The 17,187-nt window shown below is 63.4% G+C and carries 15 protein-coding genes; 11 read left to right on the top strand and 4 right to left on the bottom strand.

What is annotated here, in order from left to right; all coding sequences use genetic code 11:
- Positions 1-300: 300 nt before the first annotated feature.
- Positions 301-1,158 carry a DUF1287 domain-containing protein gene (locus JS536_RS03640; RefSeq protein ID WP_240544237.1) on the top strand — a complete coding sequence of 286 codons (858 nt, stop codon included), beginning with the start codon at positions 301-303 and terminating at the stop codon, positions 1,156-1,158.
- A 213-nt stretch (positions 1,159-1,371) separates the two neighbouring features.
- A complete protein-coding gene (locus JS536_RS03635) occupies positions 1,372-2,727 on the top strand; it encodes an amino acid permease (protein ID WP_214355871.1) in 1,356 nt (451 codons plus the stop codon).
- Positions 2,728-2,747: 20 nt separating this feature from the next.
- Here the strand turns inward: JS536_RS03635 and JS536_RS11955 are convergent, their stop codons facing one another.
- Positions 2,748-3,533, bottom strand: a complete 786-nt coding sequence (locus JS536_RS11955; protein ID WP_214355884.1) for a hypothetical protein — start codon at positions 3,531-3,533, stop codon at positions 2,748-2,750.
- Between JS536_RS11955 and JS536_RS11950 the strand changes: the two genes are divergently transcribed.
- Positions 3,508-4,071 (top strand): MFS transporter, encoded by a 564-nt coding sequence (locus JS536_RS11950; protein ID WP_346427458.1) that lies wholly within the window; start codon positions 3,508-3,510, stop codon positions 4,069-4,071. The two genes, JS536_RS11955 and JS536_RS11950, sit on opposite strands and share 26 nt — an antisense overlap.
- A gap of 149 nt (positions 4,072-4,220) precedes the next feature.
- Here the strand turns inward: JS536_RS11950 and JS536_RS03620 are convergent, their stop codons facing one another.
- The 3 genes from JS536_RS03620 to JS536_RS03610 all read right to left on the bottom strand — a co-directional run bounded on the left by JS536_RS03620 (position 4,221) and on the right by JS536_RS03610 (position 5,512).
- Positions 4,221-4,586: a phage holin family protein gene (locus JS536_RS03620; RefSeq protein WP_214304922.1), complete on the bottom strand. Its 366-nt coding sequence runs from the start codon at positions 4,584-4,586 to the stop codon at positions 4,221-4,223.
- 74 nt (positions 4,587-4,660) lie between these two features.
- The gene (gene mscL / locus JS536_RS03615; protein ID WP_214355796.1) at positions 4,661-5,110 is read right to left on the bottom strand and encodes a large conductance mechanosensitive channel protein MscL; all 450 of its coding nucleotides are present in this window, start codon (positions 5,108-5,110) and stop codon (positions 4,661-4,663) included.
- 120 nt (positions 5,111-5,230) lie between these two features.
- Entirely contained in the window at positions 5,231-5,512 is a 282-nt protein-coding gene (locus tag JS536_RS03610) for a hypothetical protein (RefSeq protein WP_214355795.1), read from the bottom strand.
- 310 nt (positions 5,513-5,822) lie between these two features.
- On the opposite strand from JS536_RS03610, the gene uvrA reads away from it, so the two are divergent.
- The 8 genes from uvrA to secG all read left to right on the top strand — a co-directional run bounded on the left by uvrA (position 5,823) and on the right by secG (position 17,111).
- Positions 5,823-8,756 (top strand): excinuclease ABC subunit UvrA, encoded by a 2,934-nt coding sequence (uvrA, locus tag JS536_RS03605; RefSeq protein WP_214355869.1) that lies wholly within the window; start codon positions 5,823-5,825, stop codon positions 8,754-8,756.
- Positions 8,757-8,906: 150 nt separating this feature from the next.
- Positions 8,907-11,306 (top strand): excinuclease ABC subunit UvrC, encoded by a 2,400-nt coding sequence (uvrC, locus tag JS536_RS03600; RefSeq protein ID WP_214355794.1) that lies wholly within the window; start codon positions 8,907-8,909, stop codon positions 11,304-11,306.
- Positions 11,307-11,429: 123 nt separating this feature from the next.
- The gene (locus JS536_RS03595) at positions 11,430-12,404 is read left to right on the top strand and encodes a shikimate dehydrogenase (protein ID WP_214355793.1); all 975 of its coding nucleotides are present in this window, start codon (positions 11,430-11,432) and stop codon (positions 12,402-12,404) included.
- Between the two features lie 104 nt (positions 12,405-12,508).
- Entirely contained in the window at positions 12,509-13,399 is an 891-nt protein-coding gene (gene rapZ / locus JS536_RS03590; RefSeq protein WP_214355868.1) for an RNase adapter RapZ, read from the top strand.
- A gap of 189 nt (positions 13,400-13,588) precedes the next feature.
- A complete protein-coding gene (gene whiA / locus JS536_RS03585; protein WP_109056056.1) occupies positions 13,589-14,539 on the top strand; it encodes a DNA-binding protein WhiA in 951 nt (316 codons plus the stop codon).
- A 155-nt stretch (positions 14,540-14,694) separates the two neighbouring features.
- The gene (locus tag JS536_RS03580) at positions 14,695-15,900 is read left to right on the top strand and encodes a phosphoglycerate kinase (protein ID WP_214355792.1); all 1,206 of its coding nucleotides are present in this window, start codon (positions 14,695-14,697) and stop codon (positions 15,898-15,900) included.
- A gap of 84 nt (positions 15,901-15,984) precedes the next feature.
- Entirely contained in the window at positions 15,985-16,788 is an 804-nt protein-coding gene (gene tpiA, locus JS536_RS03575) for a triose-phosphate isomerase (RefSeq protein ID WP_214355791.1), read from the top strand.
- 74 nt (positions 16,789-16,862) lie between these two features.
- The gene (secG, locus tag JS536_RS03570) at positions 16,863-17,111 is read left to right on the top strand and encodes a preprotein translocase subunit SecG (RefSeq protein ID WP_214304914.1); all 249 of its coding nucleotides are present in this window, start codon (positions 16,863-16,865) and stop codon (positions 17,109-17,111) included.
- The last annotated feature ends 76 nt before the right edge of the window (positions 17,112-17,187 follow it).

Here is a 17,187-nt window from a genome sequence, read left to right as displayed (position 1 = left end):
AGCGGCTGTGCCGCGAAGGCTCCCCTCTCTGAGGGGAGCTGTCAGCGAAGCTGACTGAGGGGAGTTTCGATTTCAACGGCGGCTTCCCTTGGTCTCACCCCGTTCGACAGCTCCCCTCGGAGAGGGGAGCCTTGTCTTTGATCAACGTGTTGTCTGATTTGTCTGTTATCTGCTTAAAACAACACGTTGTTTATTGAACTGATGATGGAATCATACAGAAAACCTGTATGCGACGATGCATTACGGACCATGCCACATAGAGTGGAGCCAGTAATCGACCGGCATAGGCGGAGGCGAATCATGGCACAGCATATGAACGAGTCGGATGGGGATATGCTCCGACAAGACCATCGGCGGGCCGGGCGATGGGCCGGGGCATGCATCTCCGCCTTGCTGGTCGTGGTGCTGGTCGCCGGGGGAGCGCTGGCCGTACGGCATATGACCGGCCTGCCATGGCGTTCGATGGGCGGCGCGCTCGGCGAAGCCGTCACCATCTCCATCGCCTCCGTCACCGGCGGAAAACAGCCCGACGATACGTCGGTCATGTCTAAGCAGGAAGTGCAACGGCGATACCCGAGACAGGCCAGTCCGGTCGACTTCAACGGCAACGGCACGGACGACTACGCGGACATCCTCGCCGGCGCGCTGCAGGACGCCGCGAACAAACCCAAATACGACAGCGGCTATTATCAGGGCGGCTACCCGCCGGACGACCGCGGCGCCTGCACCGACGTCATCTGGCGCGCCTTCCGCGAGGCCGGCTACGATCTCAAGGCCACGGTCGACGCCGACATCGCGGCCGACCCCGCATCCTACGCCGCCGTGGCTCCGAATCCCGACCCGAACATCGACTTCCGCCGCACCGGCGTGCTTGACGTGTTCCTCGCCAAATACGCGCAAAGCCTGACCACGGACACCGACGACAAGGCCCAATGGCAGGCCGGCGACATCGTGGTGTTCGCGCACACCAAGCACATCGGCGTCATCTCCGACAAACGCGATGCGAACGGACTGACCTACGTCATCCACAACATGGGTCAGGAACAACGCGAAAACGACTACTTCTCGTTCAGAAAACACATGACGGTCACCGGGCATTACCGTTTCGACGCCTCTCGGGTGCCGGTCGGCGTACTGAAGGCCTGGCAGCGGTCCTGACGCAGTGTCCTGACGCAGTCATGGCCGTCCGTCCGCCGATTCACCGTCTAGGCCCACGTCCGGCTATCATGGGGAGGTCCATCCGCGGAAACCTACCCATGACCAAAGGAGTTTGCAGGCATGTCGGACGACGGAAAGGCCACAGCCACCACCGGGGCTTCGAACGCAGACGGCGAGACCGGCTCGGCCACCGGCACCGGTCTCGAACGGAAGATGGAATCCCGCCATCTGACCATGATCTCCCTGGGCGGCGTGATCGGCACCGGCCTGTTCGTCTCCTCCGGATACACGATCCATCAGGCGGGTCCGCTGGGCGCGATCCTGGCGTATGCGGTCGGCTCGCTGCTGGTCTACTGCGTGATGGTCTCGCTTGGCGAGCTGTCCGTGGCCATGCCGTACGCGGGCAGCTTCCATCTGTACGCGAAACGGTTCATCGGTCCCGGCAGCGCGTTCGTCATCGCCATCCTTTACTGGCTCAACTGGGCGGTGGCGTTGGCCAGCGAATTCACGGCCGCCGGCCTGCTCATGCAGCGCTGGTTCCCGGATTCGCCCTCATGGGTGTGGTCGGCCGTGTTCATCGCCGTGGTATTCGCGCTCAACATCCTGTCCGTTCGGTTGTACGGCGAGGCGGAATTCTGGTTCGCCTCGATCAAGGTGTTCGCCATCGTGGCGTTCATCGTCATCGGCCTGCTTGCGATTTTCGGCGCGATTCCGATCTCCGGATACGACCATGCGCCCCTGTTCGGCAACTTCGTGTCGGACGGCTGGTTCCCGAACGGTTTCGCCCCCGTGTTCTCCACGCTGCTGACCGTGGTGTTCGCCTTCTCCGGCACCGAAGTGGTGGGCGTGGCCGCCGGCGAGACGAAGGATCCCGGCCGAGCCATCCCGAAGGCCGTGCACACCACGGTGTTCCGTCTGGCCATGTTCTTCATCGGATCCATCGCGGTGATGGCGGCGTTGATCCCCTGGCATCAGGCGGGCGTGGAGACCAGTCCGTTCGTGCTCGTGTTCCAGTCGATTGGCATGCCGTTCGCAGGCGACGTGATGAATTTCGTGGTGCTGACGGCCGTGCTCTCCGCCGCGAACTCCGGCCTGTACGTGTGCTCGCGCATGGTCTGGTCGCTCGCCAAGGAACGGCTCATCCCCGCCCGGTTCGCCAAGACCAACTTCCATGGCGTGCCCGTGTGGGCCGTGCTGTTCTCCATGGCAGGCTCCCTGCTCGCGCTGCTCTCCTCGGTGATCGCCGCGTCCACCGTGTACCTGGTGCTGGTGGCCGTCTCCGGTCTGGCCACGCTCGTGGTGTGGTTCTCCGTATGCGTGTGCCATATCCGCTTCCGCCGCGAATGGGCGAAGGCGGGGCATAGCGTATCCGAGCTCGGCTACCGGGCGCCCGGATTCCCGGTGCTGCCGTGGCTGGCCATCGCCATGTGCATCGGCGCGCTCGTGCTCGTGGTGCTCGACGAGACGCAGCGTTCCACGCTCTACTGCATGATTCCATTCGTCGCCTGCTGCTATGCCGGCTACTACGCGCTGGAACGTCGCCGCAAGCGCGAGGAGTTCGGGGATTAGCGAGGATCGGGACGGGCACGTCATTGTCCGACATGCCTCGTTTCCCGTCTGTTCACCTTATCCACTACAATCTTCCGCCGAACCGTAACGAGAAGAGCGGAGGGATAACCATGTTCATGGCAGAGAAAGAGACTGTGGATAAGGCCAGCGGCATGAAACACTATGCCGGTCTGGCGGTATTCTCCTCGGCGGTCGGGCACGCGCTCGACGGCCTTGACCTGATGATTCTGGGCTTTGCGATGTCCGGCATCATGGCCAGCTTCAACATCGACAAGACCACGGCGAGCACGCTGACCACCATCACGCTGGCCGGTGCCTTCCTGGGCGGTCTGGTGTTCGGACGTCTGGCGGACAAGTACGGCCGCATCCGCGTGCTGACCTATTCGGTGATCTTCTTCGGCGTATTCACGCTGTTCTCGGCGTTCGCCCCGAACTTCTTCCTCATGGCGCTGTTCCGCTTCCTCGCCGGCGTGGGCATCGGCGCGGAATTCGGCATCGGCATGGCCATCGCCGCCGAGGCGTCCAGCCCGGCCAACTGCGCCAAGGCGACCTCCGGCGTGGGACTCGGCTTCCAGGTTGGCGTGCTGCTCGCCTCGCTGCTGAGCGCCCCGATCCTCACCGCCTTCGGATGGCGCGGCCTGTTCGCCATCGGCATCGTGCCGGCCATCGTGGCCATCCTCATCCGAGTGTTCGTGCCCGAGCCCCCCGCTGTACCTCAAGCATCGCCAGACGGCCAAGGAACACGGCTCGATCCGCCAGCTGTTCTCCACGCCCGAACGTGTGCGTTTCTCCATCGCCATCATCATCCTGTGCACCGTGCAGAACTGCGGCTACTTCGGCATCATGACCTGGCTGCCCAGCTACCTCAACACCGAGCTCAACCTGTCCCTGACCTCCACCGGCATCTGGACCGCCGTGACCGTGCTCGGCATGATGCTCGGCATCTCCGTATTCGGCTTCCTCGCCGATCACCTCGGCCGCCGCCCGGCATTCTGGATCTTCCAGATCGGCGCGGCCATCATGGTGGTGGTGTACAGCCAGCTCAAGGACCCGAACGCGCTGCTCATCGGCGGCTTCTTCATGGGCATGTTCGCCAACGGCATGATCGGCGGCTACGGCGCGCTCATCTCCGAACTGTTCCCGACCGAGCTTCGCGCCACCGCGCAGACCGCACTGTACAACACCGGCCGCTTCATCGGCGGCGGCCTCGGCCCGGTCGTCATCGCGGCGATCGCAACCGGCCACGGCTTCGGCTTCGCGCTGGCCACCATCGCGTCCATCTACATCATCGCGTTCATCACGATGTTCTTCATCCCCGAGAGGAAGGGTGCGGCGCTCGAGTAACGGGCTTCCCGACACCCCCCAACGCCAGGCCGGCTCGGCGTTGCACACGCCGGCCGAATATGACTTGTGCGCATGCCTCGATATGAATCGGGACATGCGCACAGTCATATCCGGCCATGATTGGCGGGCCGGCAATGGTTCATGATTCGTTATTCGCCGATGATGCCGCCAACGATGCCGGAGACGATCGACATGATGACCGAGCCGATCACCGACCACCAGAAACCATCGATGACCACACCCACGCCGAACAGGGAGAACGCCAGATACGAGGCGAGCTCCATGAACAGCCAGTTGAGAATCAACGCGAACAGGCCAAGGCTCAGGATGGAAATCGGCAACGCGAGCAGATGCACGACCGGTTTGATCGAGGCGTTGATCAACGCCATGAACAGGGAAAACGCGGCCACGCCGAGAATCGGCGGCTCGCCCACCGCCTCCATGCCGGGCAATACGGCGACCATGACGGCCGCGGCGATCGTCAACACCAGCCAACGGGAAATGAATTGTCTCATACCTTCCGATTCTTCCAGCCTAAATGTCACCGGAATGTGATTACACGGATTACACGCAATCGGCGGAATGAACATCAATCATGCTGAAGCGGCATCCCGGACCGTTCGGCAAGCTGATCGCGGATCTCGGTGAGCAGGGCCACGGTTTGCGCTTCAGGCGTGATCTCCGGTGCCTTGGCCTTCTCTTCGGCTTCCTGCTTGATCTTGGCCTTGACCAGCAGCGCCTCGGACATGTCGCGGAACTTATTTATTGGCACCAGAATGAAGCAATACACAGCCACGGCGATCACCAGGAAATTAAGCAATGCGCCTAGTATCGCGCCCAACGACACCGTGACGCCATTAAACGTGAACGCTAGCAGCCCGCTCATATCCGGTTTGCCGAACACCATGGCGATCAGCGGGTTGATGAGACTGTTCACAATCGCGTTCACCACCGACGTGACCGCACTGCCCATCACCACGCCGACTGCCATGTCGATCATGTTTCCCCGTGAAATAAACTTCTTGAATCCATCGATCATTATTGCTCCTTTGGTATAGATGCGGTGTTGCGATTCCTGGATGGATCATGGTCTTCCGCAACCGATGAAAAATGAATGACGCAAGATCGTTGGATCGGAAGCCGACCCAGGTTCCGCTGATCAGTGGACGAGGAAGTTCTCGACCAGCGCAATCATCGTATCTTTGGTTCGCTCGCCCTCATGCTGAACTAGTGCAAAATATGCACTAGTTGAAATTCCTTGCAATTCCTCGGCTTGTGCGACTTTGATATGTCTGCGGATGGTTGTCACATCACGACCGAACAGCAGCGCCATCTGCTGTTGCGTTAGCCATACGGTGTCCTGGTTGACTTTCACATCGAGATGGACGGTGTGGTCCGCGCTCTCATAGAGCTCAATCTGCCGATTCGTTTCCGAGGCCATGGTCTGCTCCTTCGCATAATGCGTATACATGCATTGCCATCGTTCGGCATATTCGCATGCTCTCCCGGAAGACACCCGATGACATGAATAAGCATAACACACAAATGGAACATATGTTCGAATTTTGTCGTGGAATCAGGTATTCTATGGAAGGACATGACATACGTGCGTTCGGGAGACAATCTCTGTCTCGGGTCCGCACAGGGGAGATGCCGACAATACGGAAGGTGGGAAGACTGTGGCGACAACGCGGAATGACGCTGCGAGACGAACCAAAGGCAAAAGCGGCGAGGTCATCGTCGAAAAGGTGATGACCAGCGACTCGTTCCTGTCGCGGGAAATCAGGAAGGCGCCGCTCGTGGAGCATGACGGCTCGCTCGTGGCCGACATCTCGCACATCCCCAACGACCTCAAGATCACCATCCAGGGCGCTCGCGAACATAACCTCAAGAACGTTGATCTGGCGATCCCACGCAACCGCATGGTGGTGTTCACCGGCTTGTCCGGCTCGGGCAAATCCTCGCTGGCGTTCGACACCCTGTTCGCCGAAGGCCAGCGCCGGTACGTCGAATCGCTGTCCGCGTACGCCCGCCAGTTCCTCGGGCAGATGGACAAGCCCGACGTCGATTTCATCGAAGGCCTGAGCCCGGCCGTCTCCATCGACCAGAAGACCACGAACCGCAACCCGCGTTCGACGGTCGGCACCATCACCGAGATCTACGATTACCTGCGTCTCCTGTTCGCCCGCACCGGCGTGCCGCACTGCCCCGAATGCGGCGAGCCGGTGGCCTCGCAGACCCCGCAGCAGATCGTGGACACGCTGCTCGGCTACCCGGAGCGCACGCGATTCCAGATTCTGGCTCCCGTGGTCAAAGGCCGTAAAGGCGAATTCGTGGACATGCTCGAACTCCTGCGTTCCGACGGCTACGCCCGCGCGCTCATCGACGGCGAGATGAAACAGCTGTCCGACGACATCAAGCTCACCAAGCAGAAGAAGCACACCATCGAGGTGGTGGTGGACCGTCTTGTGGTCAAGGACGGCATCCGCCAACGTCTCACCGACTCGGTGGAGACCGCGCTCAAGCTCGCCAACGGCAGCATCGTCATCGACTTCGTGGACGAGGAGGAAGGCAGCCCCGCCCGCCGTCAGCCGTTCTCCGAACACCGCAGCTGCCCCAACGGGCACACGCTCGAACTGGACGAGATCGAGCCGCGCACCTTCTCCTTCAACGCACCCTACGGCGCATGCCCGGACTGCACCGGTCTGGGCTTCAAACTGGAGATCGACCCCGACCTCATCATCTCCGACCCGGACAAGTCCTTGGCCGAAGGCGTCATCGAGCCGTGGAGCGGCACCAAGATGACCTCCCAGTACTACGGCCACATCCTCGAAGGCCTGGCCCGCGAGATGGGCTTCTCCATGAAGACCCCGTGGAAGAACCTGCCCGAGGACGTCCGGCACGACATCCTGTACGGCCACGACTTCAAGGTGGACGTCTCCTACCGCAACCGCTGGGGCCGTTTGCGCGAATACTCCACCGGGTTCGAGGGCGTGGTGCGCACGCTCATGCGCCGCCATGACGAGACCGACTCGCAGTCCATGCGCGAATACTACGAGTCCTACATGCGTGAGGTGCCCTGCCAGGTCTGCCACGGTCGCAGGCTCAAGCCCGAGGTCCTGGCGGTCACCGTGGACGGCAAGTCCATCTTCGACGTATGCGACATGCCGGTGGTCCGTGAACTGGAATGGGTCAACGGTCTGAAGCTCGAAGGCGCCGCGCAGATGATCGCCGGCGAGGTGCTCAAGGAGATCAAGGCCCGCCTCGGCTTCCTCAACGACGTCGGCCTCGACTACCTGACGCTGTCCCGTGCCGCGGCCACGCTGTCCGGTGGCGAGGCGCAGCGCATCCGTCTCGCCACGCAGATCGGCTCCGGTCTGGTCGGCGTCATGTACGTGCTGGACGAGCCGTCCATCGGCCTGCACCAGCGTGACAACGAACGGCTCATCGAAACCCTGCATCACCTGCGCGACCTCGGCAACACGCTCATCGTGGTCGAACATGACGAGGACACGATACGTCAGGCCGATTGGGTGGTGGACATCGGCCCCGGTGCCGGCGAACACGGCGGAGAGGTCATCTACTCCGGTCCCGCCAAGCACCTCATCGAGGCGAAGCGTTCCATCACCGGCGACTACATCGCCCACCGGCGCGAGATCGCCGTGCCCGCCCATCGGCGCAAGGTCCACAAGACCAAGGTGCTCAAGGTGGTCGGCGCACGCGAGAACAACCTCAAGAACATCGACGTGAGCTTCCCGCTCGGCGTCTTCACCGTGGTCACCGGCGTGTCAGGCTCCGGCAAATCCTCGCTGGTGAACACGATCCTCTACCCGGTGCTCGCGGACAAGCTCAACGGCGCACGCATCGTGCCCGGCAAACACACGCGCGTGGAAGGCGTGGACCAGGTGCGCAAGGTGATCCATGTGGACCAGAACCCCATCGGGCGCACGCCGCGTTCCAACCCCGCCACATACACCGGCGTCTGGGACAAGATCCGCACGTTGTTCGCCAAGACCCCCGAGGCGCAGGTGCGCGGATACGGCCCCGGTCGGTTCAGCTTCAACGTCAAGGGCGGCCGTTGCGAGGCCTGCCACGGCGACGGCACGCTGAAGATCGAGATGAACTTCCTGCCGGACGTGTACGTGGACTGCGAGGTCTGCCATGGCAAGCGGTACAACCGCGAGACGCTGGAGGTCACCTACAACGGCAAGACCGTGGCGGACATCCTCGACATGCCCATCGAGGAGGCCGCCGACTTCTTCAAGGCGTACACCGGCATCTCCCGGTACCTCAAGACCCTGGTGGACGTGGGTCTCGGTTACATCCGGCTCGGCCAGCCGGCGCCCACGCTTTCGGGCGGCGAATCGCAGCGTGTGAAGCTCGCCACCGAACTGCAGCGCAGGTCGGACGGCAAGACCGTGTACATCCTCGACGAGCCGACCACCGGCCTGCACTTCGAGGACGTGAACAAGCTGCTCAAGGTGCTGCAGTCCCTGGTGGACAAGGGCAACACCGTGATCGTCATCGAGCACAACCTCGATGTGATCAAGGAGGCTGATTGGCTCATCGATCTGGGACCGGAAGGCGGAGACGGCGGCGGCACCATCGTCACCCAGGGCACTCCGGAGCAGGTCGCCGAATGCGCGGACTCCTGGACCGGCAGGTTCCTGAAGCCCATGCTCTAGCCATTGTCCCTATCTGGTCCGGTGTCCGCGTGGGGTCGGCATATACGATGTCCGACACGCTCCGGGCCGCTCAGGCCGAGTCTTTACGGTCTGACATCGTATATGCCGACCCCACGCTCGTTCTGCGCATATGTTGCGGATGGATGATAGATGACGAACGATATTGAACGGCATAGTCCGGATGAGTGGCGCAAGACCGCCATGGTGCTGATGGATGGCGCCACGACGGATGATGGCGGGGCCGGGGATGCCGCTGCCGGGGGAGCGAAGGCGCGGGTCAACGTGAACGGAGCCCCATTACTGGGGGATTCGCGTGATCTGTTCCGGCCGAAGACCTCGGACATCCCTGCCAAACCGGGCGTCTACAAATGGCGTGATGGCGAAGGCCGCGTCATCTACGTGGGCAAGGCCAAGAACCTGCGCAACAGGCTCACCAACTACTTCCAGCCGCTGTATCTGCTGCATCCGCGCACGCAGACCATGGTGCTCACGGCACGCAGTCTGGAATGGACCGTCGTGGCCACCGAACTGGAATCCCTGACCCTGGAATACACGTGGATCAAGGAGTTCGACCCGCGGTTCAACGTGCAGTTCCGCGACGACAAGACCTATCCGTATCTGGCGGTGAGCACGGGCGAACGCATTCCCCGCGTCTGGGTCACCCGTTCGCGCAAACGCCGTGACACCCGGTATTTCGGCCCCTATGCGAAGGTATGGGAACTCAGGCACAGCCTCGACCGTCTGCTGCGCACCTTCCCGGTCCGTACATGCACCACCAACGTGTTCCACAAGGCCCAGCTCACCGGCCGCCCATGCCTGCTCGCCTCGATCGGCAAATGCTCCGCGCCGTGCATCGGCCGCATCGAAGCCGCCGACCACCGCAGGCTCGCCGAACAGCTGGTGGGCGTGATGACCGGCCGGCTCGGCCGCCCGTACATCGCCCAGCTCACGCGCGAAATGAAGGAGGCCAGCGCCGAACTCGAGTTCGAAAAGGCCGCGCGTCTGCGCGACCAGATCCAGATGCTCGAAACCGTGGTCCAGCAGAACGCCGTCGTCTTCGATCAGGACGTGGACGCGGACGTGTTCGGCTTCGCCAGCGACGAGCTCGAGGCCTCCGTCCACGCCTTCTACGTGCGGGCCGGATCGATCCGCGGCGAACGCAACTGGAGCGTCGAGCGTGTCGAGGACATCTCGGACGGCGACCTCATGGCCGACCTCATCGTGCAGGTGTATTCGGACGCGACCGGCGCTGACGAACGCGCGGGGGAAGAGGGAGCCTCCATCTCAACCAGACGCGAGGCCATCGGCTCCACGCAGACCGTCACGGCGACCGATGCGTTGGCCCGCGCCAAGGCGACCCGCGAACGCAACACCCGTCAGGAAGTCACGGGCCGTGCCGATCTGCTCGCCCCCATCGCGCCCGTGCCACGCGAGATCATCGTGCCCGTCGAACCGTCCCGCAGCCAGGAACTCGAGAACTGGCTGACCGGACTGCGCGGGGGAGCGGTGACCATCCGCGTGGCCTCCCGTGGCGACAAGAAACAGCTCATGGACCGCGCGAACGAGAACGCAAACCAGGCGTTGGCCCGCGCCAAGATGAGCCGTATCTCGGACATGGGCGCCCGCACCCAGGCCATGAACGACGTGGCCGAGGCATTGGGCCTGTCCGAGGCGCCGCTGCGCATCGAATGCTACGACATCTCGAACACCGTGGGAGGCGCGTTCCAGGTCGCCTCGATGGTGGTGTTCGAGGACGCCATCGCCAAGAAGTCCGAATACCGTCGTTTCGCCATCCGCGGCAACGACGGCAAAGGTGCGGTGGACGACCTGTCGGCACTGTACGAGACCCTGACCCGGCGATTCCGTCACGGCAACATCGCGGGCGATTCGGGCGAGAGCATGGATGCCGAGGAACGGGCGGCGCGGGCCGTCGCGGAGCGCAGACATGAGACTCCATCCGGGGGCGCGGGGGACACCGTGCATCCGGATGCGGCGCGGACGCCATCACCGGATGCGGACGTGCCGTCTCGGATGGAATCCACGGACCGGCAGTCCTCTCCGGATGAGCCGGGCATGCTCGTCCAGCAGAACGCCAATCGACGCCATTTCGCCTACAAACCGAACCTTGTGGTGGTCGATGGCGGCCAGCCGCAGGTCATGGCCGCCGCCAGGGCGTTGCGTGACTGCGGCGTGGACGACGTGGCCGTCTGTGGTCTGGCCAAGCGGCTTGAGGAGGTCTGGGTGCCGGACGACGACTATCCGATCATCCTCAAGCGTCAGTCCGAAGGCATGTACCTGCTGCAGCGCGTGCGTGACGAATCCCACCGGTTCGCCATCACCTACCATCGCCAGCAGCGGCGCAAGGGCGCCTTGCGCAGCGCGCTGGACGATATCCCCGGCATCGGCGAAAGCTACCAGAAGCGGCTGCTTGCGCATTTCGGCTCCGTCAAGGCCATGCGCGAAGCCAGCGTGGAGGACTTCGAGGCGGTCAAGGGCATCGGCCACGCCAAGGCCAAGACGCTGTACCACGCATTGCATGGGGAATCCTGACCTCGGCGCCGGCGGCTGTCCGCATACAGCCGCCATCCAGACGATATTCGGCGATCGTCCATGAATGTAACGGCATCCATCTCGGAAGTCGGCTAGCATGGGGAGAGTCAACAAGGAGGGGATATGGTCAACTATCGCTGCGCGGTACTCGGCAAGCCCATCGCGCATTCGCTCTCGCCGGTGCTCCACAACGCCGCCTACGATTCGCTCGGACTGCACGACTGGTTCTACGACAAGCATGAGGTGGGGCAGGAAGACCTGGACGTCTTCCTCAAGGGGCTCGACCCCGCATGGGCCGGCCTGAGCCTGACCATGCCGCTGAAGAAGACCATCCAGCCGTACGGCACGCCCTCCAACCTGTGGGCCGAGGAACTCAAGGTGGCCAACACCGCCGTGTTCGACTGGAGCGAGCCGGACCGCAGCGACCCGGCATGGCCGAACGGCAGGCCGGCGATCAAGCTGTACAACACGGACGTCATCGGCATCCAGCTCGCCTTCGACCACGCCAACCGCGAGCTCGGCCTCCACCACACCGACCGCCGCGCAGGCGAAGCGCTTGTCATCGGCAACGGCAACACCGCCACCTCGGCCACGGCCGCCCTGTGCATGATGCCCGAGATCGGCCGCATCACCGTGGCCGCCCGCCATCCGGGCAAGAATCCCACGCTGAAAGCCGTGGCGGAGAAATTCATCAAATCCGACCGTCCCTATCGCGAGATCGATCTGGCGGACGAGGACGAGGTGCTCAAAGCCGCCGGCGAGGCAACTTACGTGATCAACACCATCCCCGGCCATGCGGCCGACGGTCTCGCCCGACTGTTCACCGGCGTCGGGAGCACGACCTTCGGCGGCCTGCTGCTGGACGTGGTATACGATCCGCGCCCCACCTCGCTCATGCGGGCATGGCGTTCCCGCGCCGGCCACGCCATCGGCGGCGAGGAAATGCTGTTGTACCAGGCCCTGGTGCAGGTGCTGCTCATGACCGGCATCTGGGACGACGACCCGCCCAGCGACGCGGACCAGCGACTGCAGAACACCACCACCGAAGACGACCATCTGGAAATCGACATGCGCAGGGCACTTGAGGAGGCACTGTGATGGATCAACAGACCCCCACCGGCAACATCGCGCCGGCCGGCGACGCCGACCGCCGAAACCAGCGGAACAATGTGACGGCACAGACGCGGACGGGCGGCGACACCATGCCCAACCCGCTCGACTCCTTCGAGGTGCTGCTCATCACCGGCATGTCCGGCGCGGGCCGCTCCCACGCCGCCGACTGCGTGGAGGACATGGGCTGGTACGTGGTGGACAACCTGCCACCCAAACTGCTCGTGCCCCTCGTGGACATGATGACCACCTCCGGCAAGGACGGCGGTGTGCACAAGCTCGCGGCCGTCATCGACGTGCGCTCCCGCAGCTACTTCGACGACCTTGCCGCCGTGCTGGGACACCTCGACGACCTCGGCGTCAAGACCCGCATCCTCTTCCTGGACGCCAGCAACGAGGTGCTCATCAAGCGGTACGAATCCGTGCGCCGCCCGCATCCGCTGCAGCACGGCAACCGCCTCATCGACGGCATCAAGGAGGAGCGCCAGCTGCTCGTGGGACTCAAGGAGCGCGCCGACTGGGTGATCGACACCAGCAAGCTCTCCATCCACCAGCTCTCCACCCGCCTGTACGAGGCGATGCTCGGCTCCGGTCCCACCACGGTGGCCGTGCACATCTTCAGCTTCGGCTTCAAGTACGGCATGCCCATCGACGCCGACTTCGTGGCGGACGTACGCTTCCTGCCCAACCCGTTCTGGGTGCCGAGCCTGCGCGAGCTCACCGGCCGGGACAAGCCGGTGGCCGATTACGTGCTCTCCAGCAAGGGGGCCAAGGAATTCCTCGATTCCTACGAAAAGGCCATAGAGATCGCGTTGGAAGGATACGCCCAGGAGGACAAGCACTACCTGACCATCGCCGTCGGTTGCACCGGCGGACAGCACCGTTCGGTGGCCATGAGCGAGGAACTGGCCCGCCGCTTGCGCGCGCACGGTCTCAATGTGACCGTTTCCGCCCGCGAACAGCACAAGTCCCGCTCCTCCTGACGGCCGGATGAAGGTCGTAAGGATGACCACACTGCGAGAAGGAGAGGGCCGAAATACGTATCGAACGGGTTTAGTTGTCCACTAGATTAGGTATCACAGTAAGCCGATGGCTGCCGGCGCGTCACTTTCGTGTTGACGATTCGAAACGCCTGAAGCATTGGGAAGAACGGGACTGTAGGAGGTTGGATCTTGGCTCTTCTGGATGACGTTAAAAGCGAGTTGGCAGCCTTTGAGGGTGACTCCCCAGCCGCTATCAAGGCCCAGGCCGCGGCCATGATCCGTTTCGGCGGAGGCCTCCGCCCCGTGCAGAACACCTACGTGATCCAGGCGGTGTTCACCTCGCTGGATTCCGCCGAATGGCTCAGGAACACGTTGAGGGACGTGTTCGGCCATGAAGCCGAGGTCAATCATCTCACCCGCCAGACGCCGAACGGCCCGGTCGAGACCTACGTGGTGCTCGTCACCCGCAACGTCGTGGCCCTGGCGCTGCAGACCGGTCTGGTGGACCGCCGCAAGCAGCAGGTGCGCGGTTTGCCCGCCGAGGTGGTCAACGGTTCCATCGCCCAGATCAAGGCCGCATGGCGCGGCGCGTTCATGGCCCGTGGCTTCCTGTCCGATCCCGGCAAGGCCAGCTTCCTGGAGATCGCATGTCCCACCGAGGAGGCCGCCATGGCCCTGTGCGGCGTGGCCCGCCGACTCGGCATCCAGGCCAAGCATCGTACGCTGCGCAGCTCCGAGCGCGTGACGCTCAAGGATCCGGACGCCATCGAGCGCATGTTGAAGCTCATGGGCGCCTCGCGCTCCGCCCGCGAATGGACCGGCAAGCGTTCCGACGGCGAGGCCCGCGGCAAGGCCAACCGCCTGGCCAATTTCGACGACGCCAACATGCGCCGTTCCGCCAAGGCCGCCGCCGAGGCCAGCGAGAAGGTGCAGCACGCCTTCGAGGTGCTGGGGGACAATATCCCGGACAACCTGCGCCAGGCAGGCCAGCTGCGCATCGACCACGTGGACAAGAGCCTTGAGGAGCTCGGCAAGCTCGCCGAACCGCAGATCACCAAGGACGCCATCGCCGGCCGTATCCGCCGTCTTCTGCAGCTTGCCGAGAAGACCGAGAAGGCACGCGCCGCCGAAGGCAAGTGAGCGCTCACAACGCATCGCGTCCATCGTGACCACACTGTGTACGACACCGCATTCGTCTACTGGATGGAATGCGGTGTTTTTCTATAAATGCCTGTAATATGCGAAGTGGCAAAACTGGCCACTTTGACGTTTCCATTCGTCAAGGAAAGGAAATTATGAAGACACTCAAGGACCTTGGAGATCTCAAGGGCAAGCGCGTTCTGGTTCGCGCCGATTTCAATGTTCCGCTGGACGGCACCACCATCACCGATGACGGTCGTATCAAGGCCGCTCTGCCGACCATCAAGACCCTGCGTGAGGAAGGCGCCAAGGTCATCCTCATGGCCCACCTCGGCCGCCCGAAGGGCAAGGTCGTTCCCGAGTTGAGCCTGGCCCCGGTCGCCAAGCGTCTGGGCGAGCTGCTCGGCATCGAGGTCCCGCTGGCCAAGGACACCTACGGCGAGGATGCCCAGGCCAAGGTCGCCGCGATGAACGACGGTGACGTGGTCCTGCTCGAGAACGTGCGCTTCAACCCGGAGGAGACCTCCAAGGACGCCGCCGAACGCGCCGTCTACGCCAAGAAGATCGCCGCCCTCGGCGAGGCCTTCGTGTCCGACGGCTTCGGTGTGGTCCACCGCGCCCAGGGCTCCAACTACGACGTGGCCGCCGATCTGCCGGCCGCCGCCGGCCTGCTGGTCGAGAAGGAAGTCAAGGCCCTGTCCAAGGCCACCGAGAACCCGGAGCGTCCGTTCACCGTCGTGCTCGGCGGCTCCAAGGTCTCCGACAAGCTCGGTGTGATCGAGAACCTGCTCGACAAGGCCAACCGCCTCGTCATCGGCGGTGGCATGGTCTTCACCTTCCTCAAGGCCAAGGGCTACGAGGTCGGCACCTCCCTGCTCGAGGAGGATCAGCTCGACAAGGTCAAGGGCTACATCGAGACCGCCGAGAAGAACGGCGTCGAGCTCGTGCTGCCGACCGACATCGTCGTGAACCCCGGCTTCCCGGCCGGCGACACCCCGGTCGCCCCGGAGGTTGTCCCGGCTGACGCCATCCCGGCCGACAAGATGGGCCTGGACATCGGCCCGGAGTCCCAGAAGCTGTTCCACGACAAGATCGTGGACTCCAAGACCGTGGTGTGGAACGGCCCGATGGGCGTGTTCGAGATCCCGGAGTTCGCTGCCGGCACCAAGGCCGTGGCCCAGGGCCTCGTGGACGCCACCGCTGCCGGTGCGTTCACCATCGTCGGTGGCGGCGATTCCGCCTCCGCCGTGCGCAACCTCGGCTTCCCGGAGGACGGCTTCTCCCACATCTCCACCGGTGGCGGCGCCTCCCTCGAGTTCCTCGAGGGCAAGGAGCTCCCGGGCCTGAAGGTGCTGGAGTAGTCCATACAGACACCGTCGATCACGGTTGTACCAGGGCTCCCCTCCTCATGAGGGGAGCCATCTACGTTCAGGGAGGATTCGTTCATGGCGTCCAAGCGCATTCCGCTGGTGGCCGGCAACTGGAAGATGAACTTCGATCATCTGGAGGCCACCTACTTCGTGCAGAAGCTGGCTTGGCTGCTCAGGGACGCCCACTTCGACTTCAAACGGTGCGAGGTAGCACTGTTCCCCTCCTTCACCTCCCTGCGTAGCGTGCAGGTGCTCGTCGAGGCCGACCGTCTGCACCTGACCTACGGCGCGCAGTCCGTGTCCGTGACCACCCAAGGCGCCTTCACCGGCGACGTCTCCGCGGACATGATCGCCCACCTCGGCTGCTCGTACGTCATCGTCGGCCATTCCGAACGCCGCAAATACCATCCCGAGGACGACGCCAACATCGTCGACCAGGTGCGCGCCGTGCTCGCCGCGGGCATGCAGCCGATCCTGTGCGTGGGCGAAAGCTATGAGGAACGCCGCCAGGGCATCGAGCTCGACTTCGCCGTGGGCCAGGTCCGCGACGTCACGCGAGACCTGAGCGACGAGGAGGCCGCCAAGCTCATCGTTGCCTACGAACCGGTCTGGGCCATCGGCACCGGCATGGTGGCCACCCCGCAATCCGCGCAGGACGCCTCCGAGGCAATCCGCGCGGACCTCAAATCCACCTTCGGGCCGGAGGTCAGCGAATCCGTTCGCATCCTCTACGGCGGATCGGTCACCTCCAAGAACGCCGCGGAGCTCATCCGCCAGCCGGACGTGGACGGATTCCTCATCGGAGGCGCGGCGCTGGATGCCGACGAACTGTCCAGAATCGCCCGTCTCGCCCTGAAATCGACCCAATTACGGAAATAATGCGAGCGTATGCGGCGTTTTTCCGACGCCTGCGCTATGCTAGTCAACAGTTTGTTACACATCGGAGGTTACCTGTGACCGCTCTTAAGATCACGCTGCAAATCGTAGTCGTTCTGCTCAGCGCCCTGCTGACGCTGCTCATCCTCATGCACAAGGGCAAGGGCGGCGGTCTGTCGGATATGTTCGGCGGCGGCCTGACCCAGAACGCCGGCACCTCCGGCGTGGCCGAGAAGAACCTGAACCGTTGGACCGTGATTATCGCCCTGCTGTGGGTTGCCCTGATCATCGGCCTCGACATGATGACCAAGTTCAACCTCGCCTGATTCCATCAATCGTGAGTTCTGCGACCCATGACCCATCACCGGTCATGGGTCGCATTCGTTTGCGCGCGATTTCGCA

This window comes from Bifidobacterium sp. SO4 (genome assembly GCF_018555355.1).
Taxonomy (GTDB): domain Bacteria; phylum Actinomycetota; class Actinomycetes; order Actinomycetales; family Bifidobacteriaceae; genus Bifidobacterium; species Bifidobacterium miconisargentati.
The sequence above is the reverse complement of the archived record's forward strand: the minus strand, read 5'-3'. Positions and strand labels throughout refer to the sequence as shown.